27 protein-coding genes and 2 tRNA genes are annotated in these 26991 nt (G+C 64.2%); 14 read left to right on the forward strand and 15 right to left on the reverse strand.

Going from position 1 to position 26991, the window contains the following annotated elements:
- Positions 1-7: 7 nt before the first annotated feature.
- The 9 genes from JN531_RS11880 to ppsA all read right to left on the reverse strand — a co-directional run bounded on the left by JN531_RS11880 (position 8) and on the right by ppsA (position 7521).
- On the reverse strand, positions 8-1333 hold the full coding sequence (locus tag JN531_RS11880) for an ATP-binding protein (RefSeq protein WP_228349075.1): 1326 nt from the start codon (positions 1331-1333) through the stop codon (positions 8-10).
- Positions 1330-2016: a response regulator transcription factor gene (locus JN531_RS11885; RefSeq protein WP_228349076.1), complete on the reverse strand. Its 687-nt coding sequence runs from the start codon at positions 2014-2016 to the stop codon at positions 1330-1332. Before JN531_RS11885 ends, JN531_RS11880 begins: the two co-directional genes overlap by 4 nt.
- A 27-nt stretch (positions 2017-2043) precedes the next feature.
- Positions 2044-2319 carry a hypothetical protein gene (locus JN531_RS11890; RefSeq protein ID WP_228349077.1) on the reverse strand — a complete coding sequence of 92 codons (276 nt, stop codon included), beginning with the start codon at positions 2317-2319 and terminating at the stop codon, positions 2044-2046.
- 23 nt (positions 2320-2342) lie between these two features.
- A complete protein-coding gene (locus JN531_RS11895) occupies positions 2343-2921 on the reverse strand; it encodes a glycine zipper 2TM domain-containing protein (protein ID WP_228349078.1) in 579 nt (192 codons plus the stop codon).
- 79 nt (positions 2922-3000) lie between these two features.
- On the reverse strand, positions 3001-4062 hold the full coding sequence (locus JN531_RS11900; protein ID WP_228349079.1) for an efflux RND transporter periplasmic adaptor subunit: 1062 nt from the start codon (positions 4060-4062) through the stop codon (positions 3001-3003).
- 58 nt (positions 4063-4120) lie between these two features.
- Complete coding sequence (locus JN531_RS11905; RefSeq protein ID WP_228349080.1) at positions 4121-4762, reverse strand: TetR/AcrR family transcriptional regulator; 642 nt, start codon at positions 4760-4762, stop codon at positions 4121-4123.
- Between the two features lie 113 nt (positions 4763-4875).
- A tRNA-Glu gene (locus tag JN531_RS11910) sits at positions 4876-4951 on the reverse strand.
- A 22-nt stretch (positions 4952-4973) separates the two neighbouring features.
- A tRNA-Ala gene (locus JN531_RS11915) sits at positions 4974-5049 on the reverse strand.
- Positions 5050-5142: 93 nt separating this feature from the next.
- Positions 5143-7521, reverse strand: coding sequence for a phosphoenolpyruvate synthase (gene ppsA, locus JN531_RS11920; RefSeq protein ID WP_228349081.1), 2379 nt, complete (start codon positions 7519-7521; stop codon positions 5143-5145).
- A 104-nt stretch (positions 7522-7625) separates the two neighbouring features.
- Between ppsA and ppsR the strand changes: the two genes are divergently transcribed.
- Positions 7626-8450, forward strand: a complete 825-nt coding sequence (gene ppsR, locus JN531_RS11925; protein ID WP_228349082.1) for a posphoenolpyruvate synthetase regulatory kinase/phosphorylase PpsR — start codon at positions 7626-7628, stop codon at positions 8448-8450.
- Positions 8451-8497: 47 nt separating this feature from the next.
- Here the strand turns inward: ppsR and JN531_RS11930 are convergent, their stop codons facing one another.
- Both JN531_RS11930 and JN531_RS11935 read right to left on the reverse strand, forming a co-directional pair.
- Positions 8498-9433, reverse strand: a complete 936-nt coding sequence (locus JN531_RS11930; RefSeq protein WP_228349083.1) for an alpha/beta fold hydrolase — start codon at positions 9431-9433, stop codon at positions 8498-8500.
- 11 nt (positions 9434-9444) lie between these two features.
- Positions 9445-11070: an alpha-D-glucose phosphate-specific phosphoglucomutase gene (locus tag JN531_RS11935; protein ID WP_228349084.1), complete on the reverse strand. Its 1626-nt coding sequence runs from the start codon at positions 11068-11070 to the stop codon at positions 9445-9447.
- A 139-nt stretch (positions 11071-11209) separates the two neighbouring features.
- On the opposite strand from JN531_RS11935, the gene JN531_RS11940 reads away from it, so the two are divergent.
- A complete protein-coding gene (locus tag JN531_RS11940; protein WP_228349085.1) occupies positions 11210-11599 on the forward strand; it encodes a DUF1249 domain-containing protein in 390 nt (129 codons plus the stop codon).
- Positions 11599-12117 carry a gamma carbonic anhydrase family protein gene (locus tag JN531_RS11945; RefSeq protein WP_228349086.1) on the forward strand — a complete coding sequence of 173 codons (519 nt, stop codon included), beginning with the start codon at positions 11599-11601 and terminating at the stop codon, positions 12115-12117. The genes JN531_RS11940 and JN531_RS11945 overlap by 1 nt, the downstream gene beginning before the upstream one ends.
- Before the next feature lie 24 nt (positions 12118-12141).
- Here JN531_RS11945 and JN531_RS11950 read toward each other — a convergent pair whose 3' ends face one another.
- The 4 genes from JN531_RS11950 to JN531_RS11965 all read right to left on the reverse strand — a co-directional run bounded on the left by JN531_RS11950 (position 12142) and on the right by JN531_RS11965 (position 14003).
- The gene (locus JN531_RS11950) at positions 12142-12642 is read right to left on the reverse strand and encodes a SixA phosphatase family protein (protein WP_239795297.1); all 501 of its coding nucleotides are present in this window, start codon (positions 12640-12642) and stop codon (positions 12142-12144) included.
- Complete coding sequence (locus tag JN531_RS11955; RefSeq protein ID WP_228349088.1) at positions 12639-13316, reverse strand: class I SAM-dependent methyltransferase; 678 nt, start codon at positions 13314-13316, stop codon at positions 12639-12641. The genes JN531_RS11950 and JN531_RS11955 overlap by 4 nt, the downstream gene beginning before the upstream one ends.
- 7 nt (positions 13317-13323) lie before the next feature.
- Positions 13324-13641, reverse strand: coding sequence for an SCP2 sterol-binding domain-containing protein (locus JN531_RS11960; RefSeq protein WP_228349089.1), 318 nt, complete (start codon positions 13639-13641; stop codon positions 13324-13326).
- A gap of 89 nt (positions 13642-13730) precedes the next feature.
- The gene (locus tag JN531_RS11965) at positions 13731-14003 is read right to left on the reverse strand and encodes a hypothetical protein (protein WP_228349090.1); all 273 of its coding nucleotides are present in this window, start codon (positions 14001-14003) and stop codon (positions 13731-13733) included.
- A gap of 31 nt (positions 14004-14034) precedes the next feature.
- Between JN531_RS11965 and JN531_RS11970 the strand changes: the two genes are divergently transcribed.
- The 11 genes from JN531_RS11970 to glmM all read left to right on the forward strand — a co-directional run bounded on the left by JN531_RS11970 (position 14035) and on the right by glmM (position 26948).
- Entirely contained in the window at positions 14035-14703 is a 669-nt protein-coding gene (locus tag JN531_RS11970; RefSeq protein ID WP_228349091.1) for a CoA pyrophosphatase, read from the forward strand.
- Positions 14696-15088, forward strand: a complete 393-nt coding sequence (locus JN531_RS11975; RefSeq protein ID WP_228349092.1) for a pyrophosphohydrolase domain-containing protein — start codon at positions 14696-14698, stop codon at positions 15086-15088. Before JN531_RS11970 ends, JN531_RS11975 begins: the two co-directional genes overlap by 8 nt.
- A 42-nt stretch (positions 15089-15130) precedes the next feature.
- A complete protein-coding gene (locus JN531_RS11980) occupies positions 15131-16072 on the forward strand; it encodes a DegV family protein (RefSeq protein WP_228349093.1) in 942 nt (313 codons plus the stop codon).
- Positions 16073-16113: 41 nt separating this feature from the next.
- Positions 16114-16929 carry a 4-hydroxy-tetrahydrodipicolinate reductase gene (dapB, locus tag JN531_RS11985; RefSeq protein ID WP_228349094.1) on the forward strand — a complete coding sequence of 272 codons (816 nt, stop codon included), beginning with the start codon at positions 16114-16116 and terminating at the stop codon, positions 16927-16929.
- 199 nt (positions 16930-17128) lie between these two features.
- A complete protein-coding gene (gene carA, locus JN531_RS11990) occupies positions 17129-18259 on the forward strand; it encodes a glutamine-hydrolyzing carbamoyl-phosphate synthase small subunit (protein WP_228349095.1) in 1131 nt (376 codons plus the stop codon).
- A 1-nt stretch (position 18260) separates the two neighbouring features.
- Entirely contained in the window at positions 18261-21479 is a 3219-nt protein-coding gene (gene carB, locus JN531_RS11995; protein ID WP_228349096.1) for a carbamoyl-phosphate synthase large subunit, read from the forward strand.
- Between the two features lie 127 nt (positions 21480-21606).
- The gene (greA, locus tag JN531_RS12000; RefSeq protein WP_228349097.1) at positions 21607-22083 is read left to right on the forward strand and encodes a transcription elongation factor GreA; all 477 of its coding nucleotides are present in this window, start codon (positions 21607-21609) and stop codon (positions 22081-22083) included.
- 17 nt (positions 22084-22100) lie between these two features.
- The gene (gene rlmE / locus JN531_RS12005; protein ID WP_228349098.1) at positions 22101-22730 is read left to right on the forward strand and encodes a 23S rRNA (uridine(2552)-2'-O)-methyltransferase RlmE; all 630 of its coding nucleotides are present in this window, start codon (positions 22101-22103) and stop codon (positions 22728-22730) included.
- A 37-nt stretch (positions 22731-22767) separates the two neighbouring features.
- Positions 22768-24702 carry an ATP-dependent zinc metalloprotease FtsH gene (ftsH, locus tag JN531_RS12010; protein ID WP_228349099.1) on the forward strand — a complete coding sequence of 645 codons (1935 nt, stop codon included), beginning with the start codon at positions 22768-22770 and terminating at the stop codon, positions 24700-24702.
- Positions 24703-24734: 32 nt separating this feature from the next.
- The gene (gene folP, locus JN531_RS12015) at positions 24735-25586 is read left to right on the forward strand and encodes a dihydropteroate synthase (RefSeq protein ID WP_228349100.1); all 852 of its coding nucleotides are present in this window, start codon (positions 24735-24737) and stop codon (positions 25584-25586) included.
- A gap of 15 nt (positions 25587-25601) precedes the next feature.
- Complete coding sequence (gene glmM, locus JN531_RS12020; protein WP_228349101.1) at positions 25602-26948, forward strand: phosphoglucosamine mutase; 1347 nt, start codon at positions 25602-25604, stop codon at positions 26946-26948.
- The last annotated feature ends 43 nt before the right edge of the window (positions 26949-26991 follow it).

Here is a 26991-nt window from a genome sequence, read left to right on the forward strand (position 1 = left end):
TGCCGGCTCAGACCGGTAGCCGAACGTGTACCCGGGCGCCCCCCAAGTGCGTGCTCCGTGCCAGCTGCAATTGACCATGGTAGGCCTGCACCAGCTCATGACTGGCCGCTAGCCCGATCCCCTGACCTGGCGTCCGGGTGTCGGCGCGGACTCCGCGAGCCAACAGGCGTTCTGGTGCTTCGGGAAAGCCAGGGCCGTCGTCCTCGATGGACAGCAGTAATTCGCGCCCCTGGCGTCGGGCGCTGACGCGCACCTGGCCATGCCCGTACTTGACGGCATTGTCGAGCAGATTGCCCAACAGCTCGTAGAGATCGCCGCTGTCCATGCGGACTTTGAATCCGCGCGGAACGACCCATTGGAAGCGAGGCTGTCGTTCGGTGTAGACCTTTCGCAGGGTACGGCTCAGCCGCTCGAGAATATCGAGCAGGTCGACTGCACCCGCCAGTGAACGGCTGCCGGCAGTGACTGCACGGCGCAGTTGGTGATCGACGATGTCGAGCATGCGATTGACCGGCTCGTCGATGGCGCTGCGGTCGCCCGGCGCAAGTCGTGGGTCCTCGCTGAGTGCCCGCAACGCGGCCAATGGGGTCTTCAGACTGTGGGCGAGATCGTCGAGCGCATTGCGTTGGCGCGCGACCTGAGCCTGACCGCTGCGAATCATGCCGTTGATGGCGTCAGTCAGCGGGGTCAGCTCGGCGGGGTACTCGCCGTCGATCTGTCCCTGGCCTCCCTGTTCCACGCGGCTAAGTTCGCTGCGTAACTGGCGTAATGGCACCAGGCCCCACGCGAGGATGGTGCCCTGAACTGACAGCAGGGCCACGGCGGCAACCGCGAGCCAACCCCAGAGCGTTCGGCGATAGGCTCGCATCTGCTGGTCGAACGCGGTGCGATCCTCCATCACCAGCAAGGTATAGCGTTGCTCCCCCTCGATCGGGTTAAGCCAGCGCAGGCCGAAACTGAGACTGAAGCGGAGCGGATCGGGGGTGAATTCAAAGGCGCCCGGCGCCACCTCGCCCGGCAGGGGGAAATCATCGGACAGGCTCACGCTGCCCCAGGTGAGCGCGTTGCGTTCGTCCAGCAGTGCGGCTTCAAGGCCGGACCCGGGGTTCTGCAACCGTGCGTCCGGCAAGCGGAATGGCGACAAGCCGAGCGCGCCATCGGCGGTAGGTTCAGCGGCCGACAGCAGGGCGTAGACCAGCCCCTGCAGGCGGTCGCGCTGGGTCGACAGCGCCCGCTCCTCGAAGGCATGGTCCAGCGCGGCAGCACAGGCAAAGACGAAGCCCGCCAGTACCAGCGATGCCGCCAGCAACAGCCGCGTGCGAAGCGACGTCACTCGGCGTTCGGGCGCGGCAGATCCCAACGATAGCCGGCGCCGCGCAGGGTGGCGATCGGACTCAGGGTGCCGTCCGGATCGAGCTTGCTGCGCAGGCGCCGAATGAATACTTCGATGACATTACTGTCACGTTCGGCGTCTTCCGCATACAGATGCTCGTGCAGTTGGGTTTTCGAGATGACCTTGCCAGCATGGGTCAGCAGGTATTCGAGTACCCGGAACTCGTAACTGGTGAGCTCGACCTGCTGGCCGTCGACAGCGACCGTGTGAGCCGATGTGTCGAGGGCGACCGGGCCCGATACCAGCACGGCCTGCGCCCAGCCACCGCTGCGTCTCAGCAGTGCACGCAGGCGCGCCAACAGTTCTTCCTTGTGGAAAGGCTTGACCAGGTAGTCATCGGCTCCGGCCTCAAGCCCCTCAACCTTGTTCTGCCAGCCGTCGCGCGCGGTGAGAATCAGGATCGGGAATTCGCGGCCGGCGGCACGTGCGTGACGGATGATGTCGATACCGGGGGTCTCCGGCAGACCGAGGTCAATGATCGCGACGTCGGTCGGATACTCCTCAGCCATGAAGCGTCCATCAGTGCCATTGGCTGCAGCGTCAACGGCAAAGCCGTTCTGCGTGAGCACATCAACGATGTGCTGGCGCAGAACATCGTCATCTTCGATCACAAGCGCGCGCATGAAATTCCCAGTGTGGGGTGGAGCCGGTCAGCGCTCCGTGATGTGAACGATCCGAACTTCGCCGTCGATCAGCAGTTTGACGCGATAGCCGTGTCCGGCGGGATCGACGGACAAAACGCGGCCGCCGTATTGTCCCTGCGCAATACGGGCAGCCTCGCTGGCCGTCAGATCGTCGGCAAGTGGTTTGTTTGCCGACCACTCGCGCAGCAACTGCCGGGTGAGACGTTCGTCGCGCAGCTGGGCGCTGGCCGGCCCGAGGGCGGCCAAGCCCAGCAGCAGCAACAGAACCGTCCGCATGATCATGGCGTCAGTTTAGCCATGGTCATTCAGTACCGCACAGGTTCGACATGAACATTGATCGGAAGTCGTGCACCTGGGTCGTAGGGCATGCGCGTCGAGTAGGTGCGCCCCTGGTAGCGGTAGGTGACGTCGTAACCATCCAGTCGTTGCTCGTAGTAGCTGTTGGAAAGCGTCCGACAGCGGGTTTCGTAGCCGTTGCCGTTGCCGTCGTAGCGTGGCGCGCGGCTGTTGACCACGCGTTGGCCGACCCCGGCGCCAATGATGGCGCCCAGCGCTGTGGCTGCGTCCTTGCCGCGACCCTTGCCGAACTGATGCCCGGCGACACCACCGGCGATGGCGCCAACGACCGAGCCGGCGACGCCGTCCGTGAACCAATAGTTGCCGCTGTTGCCGCCGCGGTAGGCAACCGGTTCCTGCCAGCATTCCTGACGCGGCTGGGATACCTGCACCTGCTGGTAGACCGGGCGCGTCTCGATGACCTGGGCGTACTCGGGAGCAGGCGCATGGGCAGGGGGATAGGTGATTTGCTGCCAGCGGCTGTCAGCGAGCGCGGGGGGCGCAGCCAGCGCCGCTGTCAGGGCCAGGGAAAGTCGGCGAAGCATCATGGGAGGTCTCCTGCAAATGCCCACCCTTGGGCACACCCGGAGACTAGGGGTTCAAGCTGAACCCGGACTGACTCGGCCGTCAGTCGGTGGTGGTGCGACGCTGCACGGCAACCCGGGAACCGGGCGAGACCTTTTGCAGGCCCGAGGTCATGACGATATCGCCAGCGGACAGGCCCTCGATGACTTCGACCCAGCCTGGCTCGCGCTGGCCCAGGATCACGGCGGCCTCGGCGACCTGCCCCGACACCACGCGGTAGACGTAGTTGAGGTCTCCGCGCGGAAACACCGCTGCCTCGGGGATGACGAGCGCATCGGTCTGCGTCTCGAGGTCCAGCGTGATGCGCGCGAACAGGCCCGGACGTAGCTGGCCATCGGGGTTGTCGAGCCGTGCCCTGACGGCCACCGATCGCGACGACTCGCTGATGCGCGGCGCCAATGCGTAGACCGTGGCCTCGCGCGAGGTGCCCGGGAATGCATCGAGTTGAAGTCGCAGCGTTTGACCCACCGCGAGGTGGGCGAGCACGGACTCCGGGACCCGGAACTCGACCTTCATCGGATCGACCGCTTCCAGTTGTACCAAGGCGTCGCCAGCGCCGACGTAGGCCCCCGGGCTGACCTGACGCAAGCCGGCGATACCGTCGAACGGAGCGATGATGCGATGCTTGTCGAGACGCGCACCGGTGAGCTCAGCGGCGGCTTCGGCAACCGCACGCGCAGCATTGGCACCGTCCACCTCCGCCACCGAGACCAGCTTGCGTGTGGCCAACTCGCGGCTGCGCGACTCGGTTCGCCGTGCCAGCGCGAGCGTGGCCTGCGCCTGCTTGTGCTCCGCCTGCGCCAGGGAGTCGTCCAGCTGGAACAGGAGGTCCCCTTGGCGGACCGGTTGACCCTCGTCGAAGGCGACGCGCGCGATCCGTCCCGTCAGCTCCGAGGCGATGATGGTGGATTCCCGCGACTGCAAGCTGCCGACGGCGTTCACCTGCCGGGTGAGGCGACGGCCCTGAACCTCGTGCACTTCAACGCTGACCGCCGGAGAAGCGCTGGGCGTCGGTGGTGATGCCACTTGACTGTCGGCGTCGTTGCAGGCCTGCAGAGCAGACAGGAGCAACGGCATTGCGATCGACAGCAGCAGACGATTCATGATGGGAGAAGGTGACAGGGGACGTTCCTAGACCCCGTCCGGGTGGCAAGGTTCGGCTTCACGGTCGCGCGAACCGGTCGAGCAGGGCCAGTGATTCGGGCGCCGCATAGGCACGAAACAAGGTGCGCACGAGGACGCCCAGGGTTCGGCGAACCTCATCGGGGGCCTGGTGTCGCATCGGCAGGATGATGGCCTCGACCAGCGAGATGATCGCGCGGCTCATGTCATCGATCTCGACGCCCAGGGAGATCACGCCGTTCTGCTGACCACGCTCGAGGGTTGCACGGACGGTCTCGACCGCCGCCGCTTCGAAGGTTCTCTGGGCGTGCAGGATCGGCGTGGCCTCGGGGCTGGCGGGGAGCAGCCAGTAGCCTGCGACGCCGTCGCGGATACGGGGGTCTTTCATCAGGTCCTCGAGCCCCTCGAAGAGCCTCAGAATCCCCAGGCCAGGACGTGATTCCTGCGCCATTGGCAGGAAGATGTGTTCGTTGAAGATGTCATGCACGCGTCGCAGGCAGCTGAGGAACAGCGCGTCCTTGCCCTGGAAATGCCAATACAGGGCGCCCTTGGAGAGCTTGGCTTGTTTGGCGATATCACCGATCGAAACACCCTCATAACCATAGCGACCGAACAGCTGGAATGCCTGTTCGTGAATGATGTTGAGCGTATCGCCTTGTTCGCGCGCGGGTTTTCTGGGCATGCGTCTGTGCTGAGCAGGATGGCCCCATGCTAGCCCGATTCGCTGGCGGGTGGGCGGTGACAGAAACGACAAACCCGCCTTGTGGGCGGGCTGAAGTTTCTCGACGCCAAGTTTGGCGTTCCCACGGGGATTCGAACCCCGGTCGCCTCCGTGAAAGGGAGGTGTCCTAGGCCTCTAGACGATGGGAACGAGGCTTGACCGATCCTTGAGGTGGTGGAGCTAGTCGGGATCGAACCGACGACCTCTTGCATGCCATGCAAGCGCTCTCCCAGCTGAGCTATAGCCCCTCTCAAGGGAGCGCGATTATACGGGCATCATTTCCGGTTTGGGAATACCTCGCGCACATTTTTTTGAAAACCCGGCGCAACGCGGTCGCGGCGCTACTGTTGCTGTCCGGCAAGAAACAGCCACGTCTCGACAACCGTGTCCGGATTCAGTGACATCGACTCGATACCCTCGTCGAGCAACCAGCGGGCAAGGTCCGGGTGATCGCTGGGGCCCTGGCCGCAGATGCCCACATACTTGCCGCGATCACGACAGGCCTTGATGGCCAGGTGGAGCATGCGCTTCACCGCCGGATCCCGCTCGTCGAACAGGTGCGCGATGAGGCCGGAATCGCGGTCCAGTCCCAGGGTCAGCTGCGTCATGTCGTTGGAGCCGATCGAGAACCCGTCAAAATGATCGAGGAACTGGTCGGCCAGCACTGCGTTGGACGGCAGCTCGCACATCATGATGACCTGCAGGTCATTGTCGCCGCGTGCGAGTCCGTTCTCGGCGAGAATCTCGTTGACCTGTTTCGCTTCGTCGAGTGTGCGTACGAAGGGAATCATGATCTTGACATTGGTCAGCCCCATATCATTGCGGACGAAACGCAATGCCTCGCACTCCATATCGAAGCAGGGCCGGAAGTCCTTGGAGATGTAGCGCGAGGCGCCCCGGAACCCCAGCATGGGATTCTCTTCGTGTGGCTCGTACCGGGTGCCGGCGACCAGATTGGCGTACTCGTTCGACTTGAAGTCGCTCATGCGGACGATGACCGGCTCCGGGGCGAAGGCGGCGGCGATGGTCGCCACCCCCTCGGCCAGACGCTTGACGAAGTAGTCGCGTGGGCTGTCGTAGGCGGCGATCATCGGGTCGATGATCCGTCGCAGCTCCGGCGGTTGCTCATCGAGCGCCAGCAGCGCCTGCGGGTGAATGCCGATCTGCCGGTTGATGATGAACTCGAGCCGTGCCAGGCCGACGCCACGGTGGGGCAGGCTGGCAAAGTCGAAGGCCTGTTCGGGTGTGCCGACGTTCATCATGATCTTGACCGGAACATCCGGCATGCGGTCGAGCGCAATCTCGTCCACGGCAAAGTCGATATTGCCGTCATAGATGAAGCCGGTGTCGCCCTCGGCACAGGATACGGTCACGGCCTGGCCATCTTTCAGTAATTCGGTAGCGTTGCCGCAGCCCACCACTGCGGGAATGCCGAGCTCGCGGGCGATGATGGCGGCATGACAGGTGCGACCGCCGCGGTTGGTGACGATGGCACTGGCCCGTTTCATGATCGGTTCCCAGTCGGGGTCGGTCATGTCGGTGACCAGCACGTCGCCCTTCTGCACCCGATTCATCTGGTCGATGTTGTTGAGCAACCGCACCTGGCCGGCGCCTATTTTCTGGCCAATGGCGCGGCCCTCGGTGATCCGGGCGCCCGAGCCCTTCAGCTTGTAGCGACGCAATACGTTTGCACTGGTGCGGCTCTGTACGGTTTCCGGTCGGGCCTGAAGGATGTACAGCTGGCCGTCGATGCCGTCTTTGCCCCATTCGATATCCATCGGTCGGCCGTAGTGGTCTTCGATGATCAGGGCCTGGCGGGCCAGCGCCTCAATGTCGCTGTCGGTCAGCGAGAAGCGGCTGCGCCGTTCGCTGGGAACCGGTTCGAAGACCACGGTGCGGCCGAGGGTGCGGTCCTGCGAGTACACCATCTGCTTGGCCTTCTCACCGAGGCCGCGCTTGAGTATGGCGGGGCGCCCGGCCCGCAGCGCGGGTTTGTAGACATAGAACTCGTCGGGGTTCACGGCGCCCTGCACCACGGCCTCGCCGAGGCCGTAGCTGGCGGTGATGAAGACGGCCTCACGGAACCCCGACTCCGTATCCATGGTGAACATGACCCCGGAGCTGCCGCGGTCCGAGCGCACCATCCGCTGCACGCCCGCCGACAGGGCCACCAGCGAGTGCTCGAAGCCGTGATGGACGCGGTAGGCGATGGCGCGGTCGTTGAACAGGCTGGCGAACACTTCCTTGATCGCCTTGAGAACGTTGTCGATGCCGTCGACGTTGAGGAAGGTTTCCTGCTGCCCGGCGAAACTGGCGTCCGGCAGGTCTTCGGCTGTGGCCGACGACCGCACCGCCACCGAGATCTCCTTGCCCGACTCCGCGACCAGCCGGTCGTAACCCTCACGGATCTCGCTTTCCAGTCGCGTCGGGAACGGCGCCGCCATTACCGCGTCACGAATCTCCTTGCCGACGGCCGCCAGTCGCTGAACATCATCGACATCCAGGCCGTCCAGTAGCCCCTTGATGCGGGCATCAAGGTCCTCGTGGGCGAGAAACTCACGATAGGCATCAGCAGTGGTGGCGAAGCCATTGGGGACCTTGACTCCGGTCTCGGCGAGCTGGCTGATCATCTCGCCAAGACTGGCGTTCTTGCCGCCGACGGTTTCGACGTCGTGCATGCCAAGCGCGGAGTACCACAGGACGTGCGGCTGGGGGGTCATGGGGATCAGGGATGGGAAGGGGCACCGATTATCGAAATGCCGGGGAGGCACTGCAACACCGCGGCCCGATGGCGCACACTTCAACCCTGACTTCAGGGGGCATCATGAGCACGCCAAGGCCGGTCTTTTTCCTGTCCGACGGGACGGGTATCACCGCGGAAACACTAGGGAACACGCTGTTGACCCAGTTCGAGGGGGTGACCTTCCACAAGACCACCTTGCCCTTCATCACCAGCGTCGAACGGGCACGCACTACAGTGGAGTACATCAACCACCTTGCGCAGCGGCAGGGGGTTAAGCCGATTTTGTTCAGTACCACGGTAAATGATGCGGTGCGGGCCATATTGCGCGAATCGCAGGCCCTGTTTGTCGACCTTTTCGACCATTTCATCCCGCTGTTGGAGGCCGAACTGGCGGCGAAATCATCGCACGCCCAGGGCCGCGCACACGGCGTCGCTGACTCGCTCCGCTACAACGCCCGAATCGCGGCCATGAACTACGCGATGGAGCACGATGACGGACAATCGGTGCGGGATCTGGCGCGGGCCGAGTTGATCCTGATCGCGCCATCGCGCTGTGGCAAGACGCCGACCAGCCTCTATCTGGCGCTGCAGCACGGTGTTTTTGCCACCAATTTTCCGCTGATCGAGGAGGATCTGGACCAGGGCCGCCTGCCGGACGCGCTGAAGGCCCAGACCGCCAAGTTGTTCGGCCTGACCTCGGAGCCGGAGCGACTGATGCAGGTGCGGACAGAGCGCCGGCCAGGCTCAAAGTACGCGTCGCTGGCGCAGTGCGCCTTCGAGCTGCGTCAGGCCGAACAGCTATATCGCAAGCACCGGATCCCCTTCGTCAACTCGGCGAACATGTCGATCGAGGAGATGGCCACAGTGATCATGCAAGAGAAAGGCCTGCGCAAAAACAGCTTCTGATCTGCGGCCACCGCTGCCATCGCGACGCTGCCGGAGCGCCGGCCGGATCAGTTGCCGCCGGGCAGCGTCGGCGCCAGAAACCGTCGCATCGCCTCGTGCGTGGCGGCCGGCTTTTCCAGCTGCGGCAGGTGCCCGGCGGCGTCAATGACCTGCAGGCTTGCAGCCGGTCCGATCTGCTGCAACAGCGCCGGTGCCTCGGCCAGCGGAACGACGCGATCGTCGCGTCCCCATAACAGCAGCGTTGGCGGCGGCTCAGCGGCAAGTTGCCGGTAGACCGGCGTGGGATCCCGGACGATGATTTCCCGCAGGGTCGACAGGATGGCGCGACGATACCCCCGATAGGCCAGTTGGGCCTCGAACCCGGGCAAATAGCGGGTGTGCAACCGGGCATCGGTGAAATTGGCCCGCTGCAGGCCGGGCTGACGTGGAAAGTAGGCGAGGTGGGCCAGCAAGTCGCCAATGCCGGGCAGCGCCAGCGGCCCGACGTCGACGGCAGTGTTGAACGGCGCCATCAGGATCAGGCGGTCGATGCGCTGCGGATGGGCCTGTGCATAGTCCGCCGCAATCAGCCCGCCCATCGACAGCCCCACCAGCTGGACCGGAAGCCCCGGCGCCAGCAGCGCCAACAGCTCGTCCAGCTGGCGGCGGAACCGCGGCAGGTCGTAGGGCCCGCCCGGACGGTCCGACCAGCCGCGTCCGTAGAGGTCATAGCGCAGTGTCCGGAAGCCGGCGGCCTGCAATGCCAACGCGGTGTCGATCCACAGGCTGCTGGGGTAAGAAAAGCCGTGCACCAACACCACCAGGGGGGCAGAGGGCGGCCCCTCCAGCCGGAAGGCGGTGACGCCATCGGACAGCGTCGCGAACTGCATGGGCGCGCGGGCGCGCGCACCGCCGTCGAGGGTCAGCCGCTCGGGATTCTGCAGCCAGGCCCACAGGCCGGCGAGCCCGACGATCACCAGCAACCACAGCAGCAGTCGGCGCATGCGGGCTGGCCTCAGGTGACGATGTCGGGGCCGCTGCGGCCGGTCAGCCGCTTCAGTCCGACCAGCTGTTCGGCCAGCGTCTCCAGCGCCGCCAACGCCGACGGCGGGTCGAGATCCAGCCGGTCTTGCCGCCAGTGCTCCAAATAAAGGCGAAGTGTCGCGCCCTGGGTGCCGGTGCCGGACTTCCGCAGCACGATGCGGGCATCGTCACCGAACACGATCCGCAACCCCTGGCGCTGTGCATGACTGCCATCGACGGGATCGGTGTAGGCGAAGTTGTCGGCGAGGGTCACCGTCAGGGCGTCGAAACGTTGGCCCACCAGGGCGGGAAGGCCGGCTTCGAGGGCATTCATGACCGCGTCGGCCGCCTCCAGCGACAGATCCTCATAGTCATGGCGCATGAAGTAGTGACGGCCGAACCGTGCCCAATGCGCCTGTGCCAGCTCGGGCACGGTCAGCCCACTTGCGGCGAGGACATTGAGCCAGGCGAGAACCGCCCACAGGCCATCTTTCTCGCGCACATGCGACGAGCCGGTACCGAAACTTTCTTCGCCGCAGATCGTGATCTGGCCGTCATCGAGCAGGTTGCAGAAGAACTTCCATCCCGTCGGGGTCTCGTGGCAGGGCACGCCGAGCGTCGCCGCCACCCGATCCGCCGCACGGCATGTCGGCATCGAGCGCGCGACGCCGCGCAGGCCGCCGCGGTAGCCCGGGCACCGGTGCAGGTGCGCCGCCAGCATGGCCAGGGAGTCGCCGGGGGAGATGAAGAGCCCGGGCCCGAGGATCATATTGCGGTCGCCATCGCCGTCGCTGGCGGCGCCGAGTGCGGGCGCGTCCTCCGCCATCATGTGGTCGACCAGTTCACGTGCGTAGACCAGATTGGGGTCGGGGTGCCCGCCGCCGAAATCCTCCAATGGCACCGCGTTGACCACGTCGGCCGCCGCAGCCCCCAGTTGGTCCACCAGAATTCGACGGGCATACGGGCCGGTGACCGCGTGGAGCGCGTCGTATCGGATACGGTTGCCGGCCTTGAGCCATGCGCGGATGGCGTCAAAATCGAACAGGTCCTGCATCAGCCGGGCGTAGTCGTCCAGCCCGTCAACCACTTCGACCGAGAACCCGTCGAAGGTGCTGATTCCGCAACGATCGATATCAACATTAATAGAAGTATCAATAAGATAACGACTTATCTTAAGACTCGACGCGAAGATCTGATCGGTGAGGGCCTCGCCCGCCTGGCCGCCGCCCGCCACGTTGAACTTGATGCCGAAGTCGCCGTCCGGCCCAGCCGGGTTGTGGCTTGCGGTCAGTACCAAGCCCCCCGAGGCGCCGCGCAGGCGGATCAGGTGGGAGGCTGCCGGTGTCGACAGCAGCCCGCCAAGCCCGACGATGACCCTTGAAATTCCGTTGGCAGCCGCCATCGATAAGGCAGTGGCGATGGCCTGTCGGTTGTAGAAGCGGCCGTCACCGCCGATGACCAGGGTGGAACCTTTCAGGGGGGTGACGCAGTCAAAGATCGCCTGAAGGAAATTTTCGAGGTAGCGTGGCTGCTGAAAGATTCGGACCTGCTTGCGCAGGCCGGCCGTACCCGGCTTCTGGTCGGAGAACGGTTGGGTGGGGATTTCCTCGACGGACATGCAGCCTTCATTGTGGGAACTTGGTTCCTTATCTTATAGTCAGCGTATGCAGACGTCTCAAGAACGACCCTCCGCACCTGTTGCGTCGGCTTCTCGTCGGCTGGCGGTCCTGATTGACCTCTACGAGCGGAATTTCCGCTTGTTGCAGCGTTTGATCCCGGCGTTGGACCTGCCGCCGCAGAAGGCCATCTCCCACAGCCTGGCGGATCCACCGTTGCACCTGACGGTGACCGAGCGCGATCGCTATACCCTCACCTGCAAGCTCACCTACGAGTTTGTCGATGATGAGGGTGTGCGCCGGCAGCCCGACCTGTGGGTGCGCATTTATCGCGACGCCGGGGTGGCAGAGGCGCTGAATCAACCCAACCGTCCGCCCTGGGAGGCGGAAGGCGAGGGTGATCCCTGGGCGGAGCGATTTCTTGACGAGCAGTGGCGACGCAATCTCACCCTCGGCAAGTGGCTCGAATACCTGATCGACAACGGCCATGGCTTTGGTCGGAACGACGCCAACGTGTCGGCTGCCGCCTGATGCCTTTCAGTCTGGGAGGGCGTGTTCCGGAGGTTGCCGAGGATGTCTGGATCGCGCCGACCGCATCGGTCATCGGGTCCGTTCAGCTTCGACCCGGCGCCAGTGTCTGGTTTGGGTGCGTGCTTCGGGGTGATGTCGACGACATCTTGATCGGCGAAGGCACCAACGTGCAGGATGGCGCGGTGTTGCACACCGATGTGGGGATCAAGCTGACGGTCGGGCGTGACTGCACGATCGGTCATCAGGTGATGCTGCATGGCTGCACCATCGGCGACAACAGCCTGATCGGGATCCAGAGTGTGATTCTCAATCGTGCCGTGATCGGGCGGAACAGCCTGGTCGGCGCTGGTAGCCTCGTGCCCGAGGGCAAGGTCTTTCCCGACGGGGTGCTGCTGATGGGGCGTCCAGCCAAGGTCGTGCGTGAACTCAGTCCGGCGGAGCAGCAGATCATCACGCTCTCGGCGCAGCATTACGTGCGCAATGCCGCACGCTTCAAGGCTGAACTGACACCCGCCTGATCGGATGGCGGTGACCGCCCCCGGTCAGTCTTGTGGGTGCTTCGGGCTTCGCCACCCGCTCAGGGTGGCGCCATCGCGCTGACACTCGAACCAATGGGCATCTGGAAGTACGAAGCGCGCCGCTGCGCAGGTCGGCAGATGCGTGGGCGCTGATGCCGCCAGCCATTGGCCCAGCAGGGTCAAGCCGGGGTTATGACCGAACAGCCAGACCCGGTGCGCAGTCTCCGGCAGTTGCCGAACGGCAGCGATCAGGGTGTCCAGCGAGGCCTCATAGAGTGACGGCAGCAGCCGGATGGCATCGACGGGTTGATTCAGCGCGTCTGCGAACATCCGCGCTGTCATCACGGCGCGCGTCGCCGGGCTGCTGACCCACAGGTCCGGCAGGCCGTCGGTGGCGGCGATCTGCTGGGCCATCAGCGGTGCGTCGCGGCGGCCGCGTGGATTGAGCGGCCGCTCGAAATCGGTGATTTCTGGGTGCGCCCAGCTTGATTTGGCGTGTCGAATCAGGGTCAGGTGCCGCATCATCGGCTCCAGTAGAGGTCGAATCGGGCTTGGGTGCCGCGAAGGCTCTGGTCGGCTTCAAGGCCGCCCAGCGGGGGCGCTGCCAGCGGGCGTTTGACCGCGACTCGCCAACCGACGTTGTGGATTGCGGGAGCCAGCAGCGCGTCAGCGTCGGGATCGCCATCGGTCAGTTCTCGAAAGAACTGCATTTCTTTGCTGGGTAACGCGGCCTTGTTGCGATGCGGATACATCGGATCGAGATAGATGACGTCCCACATCGGCCGGGGTGTGTCCAGCAGCGGGCGGGCATCTCCCTGCACGACCTCGATGCGGGCCGCCAGCAGCGGATTGACCTGCCGCAATCGTTGCAGCGCGTCCTGGAGCAGTGCGGCAATCATCGGCTGGCGTTCCACCAGCGTGACGGTGGCGCCCAGCGCAGCGAGGGTCAGCCCGTCGCGCCCTAGGCCGGCGGTGGCATCGAGCACTCGCCAGGGCAGGGTGCGGCCGATGCCGCAGGCGCGCGCCAGAAGCTGCCGTTTGCCTGCGGCAATGCGCCGCTGCTGTTCGGCGCCCTGCCAGTCTGCGCAGACGACACCGACGTCCGGCCGATGCGTTGCCTTCAGTGCCAGCCGCCCGTGGGCATCCGCGACCAACAAAAAGCCCCGAGCGGCATCGCCCGGGGCTTGGTCTTGCGACAACGTCGTCTCAGCCGAGCTTGTCGGCTTCAAACAGGCTGCTCATGCGTTGCGCGAGCATCAGGTCGCCTTCGATCTGCAACTTGCCGGTCATGAAAGCGGTCATGCCGTTGAGTTCACCCTTGAACAGCGCCACCAGATCATCGTCTTCCATGGTGATGGTGACGTCCGGGCTGCTGGCAGCGCCTTCGCCAACCGAGCATTCGCCGCCCTTGATCACCGCGTGCATCGGGCTCGAAATGTTGAACTGCAGGGTCGCATCGAGGCCGGAAGCGGCGTCGGCATTGAAGGCGGCGGGCAGTTGCTTCAGTAGTTCGACAGCGGACATTCAAGGCACTCCAAATGGAAATATCGAGCGGGCATGCTACCGCTGGCAGCGCGGGGAGGCAACGAAAAGTCGCTGAATAGTAATGTCCATTACGCTGCAGGATCGTCCATGCTTGCGGCCGCCGCTGGTGATAACAGAACAGCATGAACGGTACTGATGTACAGACGATTACCGCACTTCAGCGACGCAATCAATGCGGCATCGGTTTGGGCGTCGAGCCGCCGGTAGTCGCGGTTCTCGCGCCACCGGGGTCGCCATCGCTTGAAGGCCCGGAAGGCAGTGCCCTTGGCGTGGCCGCGCCGTTCGTCCCATTCGCGCAGGGTAATCCAGTGTTCCGGGTTCAGCTCGGTATCATGGGCCATGCCTGCCAGTGTAGAAGAGCTCCGAGGTCTTATGGAACCTGATGCCGCATCCTCCGCTGGCGCGGATTTCGACACCGTCACCGTGCCCCTGCTGCAGGCGGCACTGGTGGGCACCACTGAGCTCCCGCCGCGGCGATTCAGCCCGGCCGACTTTCCGACCGGTTTCGAGCGATGGGTTCCGGATGGCCTGCTGCAAAGCCTGCGGCCTGCTGCGGTGCTGATCGCCGTCCTGCGCCGTCCGGAGGGGCCGACGGTGCTGTTGACCAAGCGTTCTGAGCAGTTGCGAGCCCACCAGGGACAGGTGAGCTTTCCCGGCGGCCGACGCGATGACGACGACGATACGCTGGCCTGGACCGCTTTGCGCGAGGCGAATGAGGAAGTCGGTCTGGCGCCCGAGTCAGTCCGGGTGCTCGGTTACCTCGATGACTATCCGACGCTGACCCGGTATCGCGTCACCCCGGTCGTGGGTGTGGTGGACGTGCCGCCGCCGGTGTGGCGGCCTGAACCAGGTGAGGTGGCGGAGGTATTCGAGTTGCCCCTGGCGCGGGTGTTGCAGCTGTCGACCTACCGGCAACGCAGCCTCTTGCGGGAGGGCATCCGTCTGCCGTTCTACGAGCTGGAGCACGGGCGACATCGAATATGGGGTGCCACTGCGGGCATGCTTCGGCAACTGGCGCTCACCGTGAATGGCCATGTCTGATGGCGCCTTCGAACGGGCGTTGGCGCTTCAGGCCCACGCGGCGCGGCTTGGGTTCGACTGGCCCGGCCTCGATGGGGTGCTCGACAAGATGGCGGAGGAACTGCGCGAGTTCGAGCAGGCGCGTGCCGAATCGCCATTGCGGCAGCAGGAGGAATTGGGTGACCTTTTGCTGACAGCGGTCAACCTGGCGCGGCATCTCGGGGTTGATCCCGCCGCCAGCCTGGATGCCGCTACAGCCCGCTTTGCTGCAAGGTTTTCGGGCATCGAGGCGGCGCTCGACCAACTGCCACCGCTCGGAACGACGGCGCGCCTTCGGGCCATGGAGGCCTTGTGGCAAAAGGCCAAGCTCGAGGGTGTCGTCCACGGTCACGACGAAGACGCGTGATAGAGTTCGAGCGACGATAACCCGCGTTCAACGGGAGGAGATATGCGAATTGGTTTGGTGGTGGACTCGGCTTGCGACCTGCCGCCGTCGTTTATCGAAGCCAATAACATCGTGATTCTGCCGATCACGCTGCATCTGGGCTCCCGGGACCAGATCGACGAGCGCGATGTCGAGCAGACCCGCCGCTTCTATGCCGAAAACTGGGATGGCCACGGCGATGCCGGCACGTCCGCCTTCTCGACCGATCAGATCAAGTCGCTGTTCCTGTCGAAACTGGTCATCGATTTCGACTTCGTCTTCTGCCTGACGATCGCTTCCAGCCGCAGCCCGATGTTCGACAACGCGGTGAAGGCCTCGTTCGCGATCCTCAACGATTACAAGCCGCACCGCGCCGAAGCCGGCATTGCCGGGCCATTCGCCTTGCGCGTCATCGACTGCCAGAACCTGTTTGCCGCTCAGGGCGTGCTGGCGGCCGAGGCCGTGAGAATGATCAAGTCCGGAGAGAACCCGGTCAAGATCCGCGAGCGCATCGAATATCTGGTGCAGAACCTGCACGGCTACATGTTGCCTCAGGACCTGTTCTACCTGCGGGCGCGTGCGCAGAAGAAGGGCGATCGCAGTCTCGGGTGGGTGGGTGCCATGTTGGGCACCGCACTGGACATCAAGCCCCTGATCAAGGGGCATCGGAATACCACCGGTCCGGTGGCCAAGCTCCGGCATTTCGACGACGGCGCACGCCGGGTATTCGAATATGCGGCAAGCCGGGTTCGCCGAGGCCTGCTGGCGCCGACACTGGTGGTTAGCTTCGGGGGCGACCTGGAGCGTTTGCATGCGCTGCCGGGATTCGAGGAACTTCAGCGGGTTTGTGGCGATTGTGGTGTCGAGTTGATAGAAAGCATGCTGTCCATGACAGGCGGAATCAACGTCGGCCCTGGCGCTTTGACGCTGGCCTTCGCCGACGAGCCTCACGACCTGCCGTTCTGATCCTGTCTGCCCCTGACGCCCCTTCCGCTGAACTGACCGCCATGACATCACCCGATACCTCCGCTCCCCGCATTGGCATTCTTGGGGCGGGCGGACGCATGGGCCGCAGCTTGATCCAGGCCGTGGCGGCGACCCAGGGACGGGCCTCATTGGGTGCCGCCATTGAGCGTTCGGGCGCCGACGGGATCGGCGAGGATGCGGGCCTGCTTGCGGGCATCGGCGCGATCGGCGTCAGGTTGGCCTCGACGGTCGACACGGCGACATTCGATGTGTTGATCGATTTCACGCGCCCCGAGGCGATCGCCGACACCCTGGGCGCTTGTACGGCGGCCCAACGGGGCCTGGTGATTGGGACCACCGGCTTTGACGCCGGGCAGATTGCGGCGATTCAGGCGGCTTCGGCGGTGATCCCGATCTGCATGTCCGGCAATTTCAGCGTTGGCATCTACCTTTTGCAGCAGCTTGTGGAGCAGGCGGCGCGGACGCTCGGCCCGGATTTCGATATCGAAGTGGTCGAAGCGCATCACCGTCATAAGGTCGACGCGCCCAGCGGTACGGCCCTGATGCTGGGGCAGGCAGCGGCGGCCGGGGCAGGGCGGTCGCTGGCGGAAGACGCCGTTTATGCCCGTCAGGGCCACACTGGTGCCCGTCCCGCGGGTTCGATCGGGTTCGCTACGATACGGGGCGGCGATGTGGTCGGTGACCATACCGTTCACTTTCTCGGTGACGGCGAGCGTCTGGCCCTGAGCCATCATGCCTCCAGCCGCATGAACTTCGCGCGCGGCGCCGTGCGTGCCGCCCAGTGGCTGGCGCGCCAGAACCCGGGGCTGTACAGCATGCGCGACGTGCTCGGCTGAGACGCCCCCGGGGGGGCCAATCGGTGGTGTGCGAAGTCCCGAAATCAGGTCATTTCGCCGCGCTGCAGCAATTTTTCGTGGACCTTTGGCGGGCGCGGCAGTATCATGCGCGCCTAATCCGAGACGGGGGCTCCTGGCCCCCGTTTCCGTGTGAAACGCTGGAAACAGCCCCGGATTAGTGATTCAAGACAACCTGCCGATGACCCGAACAAAACCGGCTGTACTCGCCCTCTCTGATGGTTCCGTTTTCCGAGGGGTATCCATTGGCATCGATGGAATTTCGGCGGGTGAGGTGGTCTTCAACACGGCGATGACCGGGTATCAGGAGATCCTGACCGACCCCTCCTATCGCCAGCAGATCGTCACCTTGACCTACCCGCACATCGGGAATGTCGGCGTCAACGATGAAGACGCCGAGTCCGACCAGGTACATATCGCCGGATTGGTGCTTCGCGAAGTGCCTCGGCGGCCTAGCAATTTCCGTTCGACCGAGGGGTTCAGTGACTTTCTGGCCCGTCGGGGCGTGGTCGCCATCGCGGGTATCGACACTCGTGCCTTGACCCGGGTGCTGCGTGACAAGGGCGCCCAGGGGGGCGCCATCGTTGCCGGTGAGCAGGCGACGCCAGAGGTCGCGCTGGCGGCGGCCCGCGAGTTTCCCGGTCTCCAGGGCGCAGACCTCGCGCAAGTGGTTTCGTGCAGTGCACCGCATGTCTGGACGACCGGTAGCTGGACCCTGGACTCCAATCGCGAGTCCACCCCCGAGCCGGGTTCCCGGCATGTGGTGGTGCTCGATTTCGGCGTCAAGCGCAACATCCTGAGAATGCTGGTCGACCGTGGGTGCCGGGTGACCGTCATGCCGGCGCAGACCCCCGCTGAGGCGGTCCTGGCGCTGAAACCCGACGGGGTTCTGCTGTCCAATGGCCCAGGCGATCCGGAGCCCTGTACCTATGCCATCGAGACCGCGCGAGCACTGCTGGCAGCGAAGGTGCCGACCTTCGGCATTTGCCTGGGGCATCAGATTCTGGCGCTCGCCGCCGGCGCACGCACGCTGAAAATGAAGTTCGGGCATCACGGTGCCAACCACCCGGTTCAGGAGCTGTCGACCGGGCGGGTAATGATCACCAGCCAGAATCATGGCTTCGCCGTTGACGCCGACAGTCTTCCGGACAATGTGCGGGTCACCCACGTCTCACTGTTTGATGGTTCGCTGCAGGGCATTGCTCTCGGGGACGCGCCGGCGTTCAGTTTCCAGGGACATCCCGAGGCCAGCCCCGGCCCCCATGACCTCGACGGTCTGTTCGATCACTTTCTGGCGCTGATGGCCCGCTGACATGCCCAAACGTACCGATATCCAGAGCATCCTCATCATCGGCGCCGGCCCTATCGTGATTGGCCAGGCCTGTGAGTTCGACTACTCCGGTGCGCAGGCTTGCAAGGCACTGCGGGAAGAGGGTTATCGGGTGATTCTGGTCAACTCCAATCCGGCCACCATCATGACCGACCCGGAGATGGCCGACAGCACCTACATCGAGCCGATCCGCTGGCAGACCGTTGCGCGCATCATCGAGCAGGAGCGTCCGGATGCGCTGCTGCCGACCATGGGCGGGCAGACCGCCTTGAATTGCGCGCTGGATCTCGAGCGCGAAGGCGTGCTCACCAAGTTCGGCGTGCAGATGATTGGTGCCAACGCCGAAGCAATCGATCTCGCTGAAGACCGGCTCAAGTTCCGCGATGCCATGACCGAAATCGGTCTCGGCAGTGCCCGCTCAGGCGTGGCGCATTCGATGCCGGAGGCCCGCGCCCTGCAGGCGGAGATCGGGTTCCCGGTGATCATTCGGCCCAGTTTCACCCTCGGCGGGTCCGGTGGCGGTGTCGCTTACAACGTCGAAGAATTTGAAGAGATCGTGACGCGTGGCCTCGATCTTTCACCCACCACCGAAGTCCTGATCGAAGAGTCGTTGCTCGGATGGAAAGAATTCGAGATGGAGGTGGTGCGTGACCGCAAGGACAACTGCATCATCATCTGCTCGATCGAGAACTTCGATCCGATGGGGGTGCATACCGGGGACTCGATTACCGTGGCCCCGGCGCAGACGCTGACCGACAAGGAATATCAGCTGCTGCGGGACGCCTCGATCAAGGTGCTGCGGCGTGTTGGTGTCGAGACTGGTGGGTCGAACGTGCAGTTCGCCATCAATCCCGCCGACGGCCGGATCATCGTCATCGAGATGAACCCGCGGGTGTCACGCTCCTCGGCGCTGGCCTCCAAGGCCACCGGGTTCCCGATCGCCAAGGTTGCGGCCAAATTGGCGGTTGGGTACACGCTTGACGAGCTCAAGAACGACATCACCGGCGGACGCACGCCGGCCTCCTTCGAGCCGGCCATCGACTATGTGGTCACCAAGATCCCGCGATTCACCTTCGAGAAGTTCCCGCAGGCCGACTCCAGGCTGACGACACAGATGAAAAGTGTCGGTGAGGTGATGGCGATCGGGCGCAACTTCCAGGAATCGCTGCAAAAGGCGCTGCGTGGGCTGGAGGTTGGAAGCGACGGGTTCGAGTCCATGCTGACGCTGGATCAGGCCGAGTCCGAGACGCGCGTCCGTTCCGAACTGGCCATTCCGCGGGCACATCGGATCTGGTATGTCGGCGATGCCTTCAGGCTCGGCATGAGTGTCGACGAAGTGCATCGCATCTCGAAGATTGATCCGTGGTTCCTCGACCAGATCGAGGAGATCATTCAGGTCGAAGCCGCAGTGGTCGCGACGCCGTTGGCGGAAACCGATGCCGGGACGCTCCGCAGCTACAAGCGTCTGGGCTTTTCCGACCGGCGACTGGCCACCCTGTGGCGGGTCAACGAGTCGGCCGTGCGCCAGCGGCGTCTGGCGCTCGATGTGCGTCCGGTGTTCAAGCGGGTGGATACCTGCGCGGCTGAATTCCCGACCAGCACCGCCTATCTGTACTCCTCCTATGACGAGGTCTGTGAAGCGGAGCCGACCGAACGCGAGAAGATCATGATTCTCGGCGGCGGGCCTAACCGCATCGGGCAGGGGATTGAATTCGACTACTGCTGTGTCCACGCGGCGCTGGCGCTGCGGGAAGATGGGTACGAAACCATCATGGTCAATTGCAACCCGGAAACGGTGTCGACGGATTACGACACCTCCGACCGGCTCTACTTCGAGCCGCTGACCTTCGAAGACGTGATGGCGATCATCGACATCGAGAAGCCGAAGGGCGTGATCGTGCAGTTCGGGGGCCAGACGCCGCTGAAGTTGGCGCGCCAGCTGGAAGCGGCGGGCGCTCCGATCATCGGTACTACGCCGGATGCGATCGACCTCGCAGAGGACCGCGACCGCTTCCAGAAGCTGGTGGTTCAGCTTGACCTGCTGCAGCCGCCCAACGGCACCGCCACCTCGCTTGAGCAGGCGTTGCGGATTGCGGAACAGGTCGGTTACCCGTTGGTGGTGCGGCCCAGCTACGTTCTGGGTGGCCGCGCCATGGAAATCGTTCATGACGGCGACGATCTTCGGCGCTACATGACGGAAGCGGTGCGGGTGTCGAACGACTCGCCGGTCCTGCTGGACCACTTCCTCAACAATGCCATCGAGGTCGACATCGATGCCCTGGCCGACGGCGAGAACGTGGTCATTGGCGGCATCATGGAACATATCGAGGAGGCCGGCGTGCATTCCGGCGATTCCGCCTGCTCGTTGCCGGCCTATTCGCTGTCGAAGGCGATCCAGGACGTCATTCGCGAGCAGGTGGTGAAATTGGCACGGGCGTTGAATGTCGTGGGCCTGATGAATGCCCAATTCGCGGTGCAGGACGACCGGGTTTACCTGCTCGAGGTCAATCCGCGCGCCTCTCGCACCAGCCCGTTCGTCTCGAAGGCGACCGGGCGACCACTGGCCAAGATCGCCGCCCGCTGCATGGCCGGTCGGACCCTTGCTGACCAGGGGATCACGCATGAGATCGTGCCTGACTACTTCTCGGTCAAGGAGTCGGTATTCCCCTTCAGCAAGTTCCCTGGCGTCGACCCCTTGCTGGGTCCAGAGATGCGCTCGACGGGCGAGGTCATGGGAGTGGGCAACCATTTCGGCGAGGCCTTCAACAAGGCATTGTTGGCGGGCGGGATGGTGGTACCCGCCAGTGGGACCGCGTTCATCTCGGTTCGCGAGCCCGACAAGCCGAAAGCGGTGGAGTTGGCGAGGTTGTTGGCATCTCGTGGCATCTCGGTAGTGGCGACGCACGGCACGGCAGCGGTGATCCGGGCGGCCGGCATTCCCTGCGAAGGCGTGAACAAGGTCAAGGAAGGCCGACCGCACTGCGTCGACATGATCAAGAACGGCGAAATCCACTTCATCGCCAATACCACCGAGGGCAAGCAGTCGATAGAAGAGTCACGCTCGATTCGCGCGGCGGCAATCCAGAACAAGGTCTGCTACTTCACCACCATCGCGGGCGCGCTGGCGGCAGCGGTGGCGATGGCGCACCTCGACAAACTCGACGTCAACCGGCTACAGACGTTGCACGAACGTCTCCACTGAGCGGTGCCTTCCGGAGCCTGAAGGCCGCCGGGGGGCGTGATAAAGTCATCGCCCAATCTGATCCTGCTTCGCGGCCACTCCGCTGGCTGCGAAGCGTTTTTTTGCCTGGAGCCGAGGGAGCCCGGACATGAATTTGACCCCCATGACGGCGCGTGGCGCCGACAAGCTGCGCGAGGAACTGCGGTATCGCAAGAGCGAACTGCGGCCGAAGATCATTGCCGATATCGACGAGGCCCGCTCGCACGGGGACCTTCGTGAGAACGCCGAATATCACGCTGCCCGAGAGCAGCATGGCTTCAATGAGGGGCGCATCACCGAGATCGAGGCGAAGCTGGGATCGGCGCAGGTGATCGACGTGACCCAGATCAAGACGCACGGAAAGGTGGTGTTCGGGACCACCGTGGCGGTGGCAGACGCCGATACGGGCGAGGAAATGCAGTACCAGATCGTTGGCGAGGATGAGGCCGACATCAAGGCCGGCATGATCTCCTTCAACTCGCCGATCGCCCGCGCACTGATCGGCAAAGCCGAAGGTGATGTTGTCAGCGTGCAGGTGCCCAGCGGCATCCGCGAGCTGGAAATCATCTCGCTGCGCTACGAGTAGCGACCGGGCCGGCCGCCGTGGGACAGAAGCGAAGTCGCAGTTCGTCCCGATGGCTTGCCGAGCACGAAGCGGATCGCTACGTGCAGGAGGCCCGCAAGCTAGGATATCGATCGCGGGCGGTGTTCAAACTGCAGGAACTGCAGGAGCGCGACCGCATTCTCAAGCCGGGGCAGGTCGTGGTGGACCTTGGCGCTGCCCCCGGTGGCTGGAGTCAGTACGCGCGACCCCTGCTTGGCCGGAAGGGGCGGTTGTTCGCGCTCGATATCCTGCCGATGGACAGCCTGGCGGAAGTGGACTTCATCTGTGGGGACTTCCGCGAGGCGACCGTCCTCGAGGCCCTGGAGGCCGAAGTCGGCTCGCACGGCGTGGACCTTGTAATGTCCGACATGGCCCCCAACTTGATCGGGGTGGATGTGGCCGACCAGGCGTCCAGCATTTATCTGTGTGAACTGGCTCTGGATTTCGCCGTCAGGCACCTTAAACCGGGCGGGGCCTTTCTGGTCAAGGTATTCCAGGGAGAGGGTTCAGACGCGTTTCTCCGTTCGGTGCGGTCTGCATTCCCCCGGGTGGTGGTGCGCAAGCCCAAGGCCAGTCGGCCGAGATCGCGTGAAGTGTATGTGCTGGCGCGGAATTTTAGTCCGGTGTAACGTGTCCAAAAGCCCTTGAGTTGACGGAAAGACCACTTTGAACGATTTGGCCAAAAATTTACTCCTCTGGGTCGTCATTCTCGTCGTCCTGATGAGCGTGTTCCAGAGTTTCTCCGGCGGCGGCTCAAGCGCGACGCCGCAGCTGGCGTATTCCGATTTCCTGACCCAGGTCAAACAGGGCAATGTTGCCGAGGTCGAGATCGAGAACCAGATGATCCGCGGGCAGCTCAAGAGCGGCTCCCGCTTCTCGTCCGTCAGCCCCGAGTCGGATAACCGGTCGATGATCGGGACCTTGATCGAGAACAACGTCAAATTCGACGGTGAGTTGCCGCAACAGACACCGATCCTGCTGCAGCTGCTGTTCAATGCCTTTCCGATCCTGCTGTTGATTGGTGTGTGGATTTACTTCATGCGCCAGATGCAGGGCGGCGGCGGCGGCCGTGGTGCCATGTCATTCGGCAAGAGCAAGGCGCGCATGCTCAGCGCCGACCAGGTGAAGATCACCTTCGCCGACGTCGCCGGAGTTGAAGAGGCCAAGCAGGAAGTGTCAGAGCTGGTTGATTTCCTCAAGGATCCGGGCAAATTCCAGAAGCTCGGGGGCAAAATCCCCCGTGGCGTGCTCATGGTCGGCTCGCCGGGGACTGGCAAGACCCTGCTCGCCAAGGCGATTGCGGGCGAAGCCGGTGTACCGTTTTTCGCGATCTCTGGTTCCGACTTCGTCGAGATGTTCGTCGGCGTCGGCGCCTCGCGCGTTCGTGACATGTTCGAGCAGGCGAAGAAACACGCTCCCTGCATTATCTTCATCGACGAGATTGACGCGGTCGGCCGGCATCGCGGTGCGGGTCTCGGCGGTGGTCACGATGAGCGGGAACAGACCCTCAACCAGCTTCTGGTGGAGATGGACGGTTTCGAGGGCAGCGAGGGCGTGATCGTTATCGCTGCGACCAACCGCCCGGACGTACTCGATCCGGCGCTGCTCCGGCCCGGTCGGTTCGACCGGCAGGTGGTGGTGCCGCTTCCGGACGTGCGCGGACGAGAGCAGATTCTGAAAGTCCACATGCGCGCGGTCCCCCTTGCCGATTCAGTCAAGCCGGGTGTCATCGCCCGCGCCACGCCGGGATTTTCGGGTGCTGATCTGGCCAACCTGGTGAACGAGGCGGCGCTGTTTGCCGCCCGGGGCAACAAGCGTCTCGTCGACCATGACGACTTTGAACGAGCCAAGGACAAGATCATGATGGGCGCTGAACGCCGCTCAATGGTCATGAGCGACGACGAAAAGCGTCTGACCGCCTACCACGAGGCGGGTCACGCCATTGTCGGGTTGACCGTTCCCGAGCACGACCCCGTGTACAAGGTGTCGATCATTCCCCGCGGGCGTGCCCTCGGCGTCACCATGTTCCTGCCTGAAGAAGATCGCTACAGCTACACCAAGCAGCGGCTCAACTCACAGATTTGCTCCCTGTTCGGGGGAAGGATTGCCGAAGAGATCATTTTTGGTGCCGACAAGGTGACCACCGGCGCGTCCAATGACATCGAGCGAGCCACCGATATTGCCCGCAACATGGTGACCAAGTGGGGGCTGTCCGACCGCCTGGGCCCGCTCGCGTACTCCGAGGACAACGGCGAAGTGTTTCTGGGCCGCAGCGTGACCCAGACCAAGAACATCTCCGATGAGACCGCGCATGTGATCGACGAGGAGATTCGCGACGTCATCAACCGTAACTATCAGCGATCGCAGAAGATTCTCGAGGACAATCTCGACAAGTTGCATGCGATGGCCGACGCCCTGATCAAGTACGAGACCATTGACAGCGAGCAGATTGCACGGTTGATGGATGGCAAGGATCCCGGCGTCCCCAGCAGCTGGCACGACAATGACCCCACACCCCCGCCATCGGCGTCGCCACGACCGGCCGACGGTGAGCAGCCAGTGACGCCGAGCCCATCTTCCAAGCCGGCCAATCAGCTCTGAAGGCGGCGGCGGATGCCCCGAATCGTGGGCAGATGACCGCCCGGCAAGGCTACCCCGACGAACGTCCCCGGTTGGGGCGTCCTCAGGTCATGGGGGTGCTCAATGTCACGCCGGATTCCTTTTCCGACGGCGGCGCCTTCAATTCCGTCGAGGCCGCCTGCCAGCGGGCCCAGATCATGGTGTCGGAAGGCGTTGACATCATCGATGTCGGGGGGGAATCGTCCCGGCCCGGTGCTGAGATTGTGGGTGATGCCGAGGAATTGGCGCGCGTTATACCGGTGATTCGCGCCCTGCGAAGCCGATTCGCCGTGCCGATCTCGATCGACACCACCAAGCCGGTCGTGATGCAGGCGGCCTGCGCGGCTGGCGCCTCGATGATTAACGATGTCAATGCCTTGCGGTCTCCCGGCGCCATCGAGGCGGCCCGCGATAGCGGGGCCATGGTCTGCCTCATGCACCGGCAGGGAACGCCCGCTTCCATGCAGTTGGCACCGCACTATGATGACGTGGTTGCAGACGTCACTGCGTTCCTCCGCGAGCGAGTGGCCGCTTGCATGTCGGCCGGGATAGACGCTGATCGGCTGGTTCTGGACCCCGGTATCGGGTTCGGCAAGAACCTTGAGCACAATCTGGCGCTGCTGGCAGCGCTGCGCCCGCTCTGCGCCGATCGCCATCCCGTGCTCATCGGGGTCTCGCGCAAGTCCATGTTTGGTGCGCTGCTGGGGCGGACGGTCGATCAACGACTTGCGGCCAGTCTCGCTGCGGCGGCGGTTGCCGTTTTTCAGGGCGTCGCTATAGTGCGCGCCCATGATATTCGTGCCACCGTCGATGCGGTTGCGGTGGCGTATGCCATCCGCAATGCCGCGATGGCGGGGGCGACATGACAAGGCGGGGCTGACATGACACGGCAGTACTTTGGCACCGACGGCATCCGCGGGCGGGTCGGGCAACCGCCGATGACCGCAGATTTCGCCGTGCGGCTCGGTTGGGCGGCAGGGCGGATATTGGGCCGCACGCCAGGGGCGCGGGTGGTCATCGGCAAGGACACACGCCGGTCGGGGTACTTGTTCGAATCAGCGCTGGAGGCGGGCCTGTCGAGTGCCGGCGTCGAGGTGCTGCTGCTCGGCCCGATTCCGACACCTGCGGTCGCCTATCTGACGCGTGCCCTGAGGGCCGAGGCCGGGATCGTGATCTCCGCCTCGCACAACCCGCATGAGGACAACGGCGTCAAGTTCTTCGGTCCAAATGGCGGCAAGCTCAGTGATGCCATCGAAGGCGAGATCGAGCACTGTCTGTCGTTGCAGATGGAAACCGTCGCGCCCGAACAGTTGGGCTTGGCGCGGCGGATCGAGGATGCGCCGGGTCGGTATATCGAGTACTGCAAGGCGACCTTCGGTGACGGCACGCTGGATGGCTTGCGGCTGGTGGTTGACTGCGGTCATGGCGCCGCCTACCGCGTTGGCCCCGCGATCTTTGACGAGCTGGGGGCGGATGTTCTTGAGGTGATCGGTGCCGAGCCGGATGGCTTCAACATCAACCGCGGCTGTGGCTCCACGCAGCTCGACGCCTTGCAGGCCGCCGTTCGCCGCCAGCGCGCTGATGTCGGTATCGCCTTTGATGGCGATGCGGATCGCTGTTTGATGGTGGATGCCCGGGGCCAGGTGGTCGACGGAGACCAGATTCTGTATGCCCTTGCCCGGGGGCGCCATGTCAACGGTGAGCTTCGCGGGCCGGTCGTGGGCACGCTGATGTCCAATCTCGGCCTGGAGCAGGCGCTGGCCGCCTTGGCGATTCCGTTCGAACGTGTGGCAGTGGGAGACCGCCATGTGCTGGAGCGGCTGCAGGCGGTCGGTGGCACGCTGGGTGGGGAGACCTCCGGGCACACCCTCTGCCTCGATAAGTCCACGACCGGTGACGGCTGTGTCACCGCACTGCAGGTACTGGCGGTGATGTTGCGGCAGGGGCAGCCGCTGGACGCCCTGGTGGCGGACATGGTCAAGTGTCCGCAGGTGTTGATCAACGTGCCGGTGTCCGGAAACGCGCGCCAGCTCATGCAGCACCCGCAGTTGCAGGCGGCGGCGGCAGCAGCCACGGCACAACTCGGCAAGCGCGGGCGTCTGCTGTTGCGACCGTCCGGGACTGAGCCGTTGCTGCGGGTGATGGTCGAGGCGGAGGATGCCGAAGAAACCCGGCAGGTCGCCGCGCAGCTGGCTGATGTCGTCCGCGGCGTGGCCGGTATCCCGTGAATCACCAGGCCGGATCGGCCTGATCGAATTGAAGCTCAGGAGA

The sequence above is a fragment of the Flagellatimonas centrodinii genome, from assembly GCF_016918765.2.
Classification (GTDB): domain Bacteria; phylum Pseudomonadota; class Gammaproteobacteria; order Nevskiales; family Nevskiaceae; genus Polycyclovorans; species Polycyclovorans centrodinii.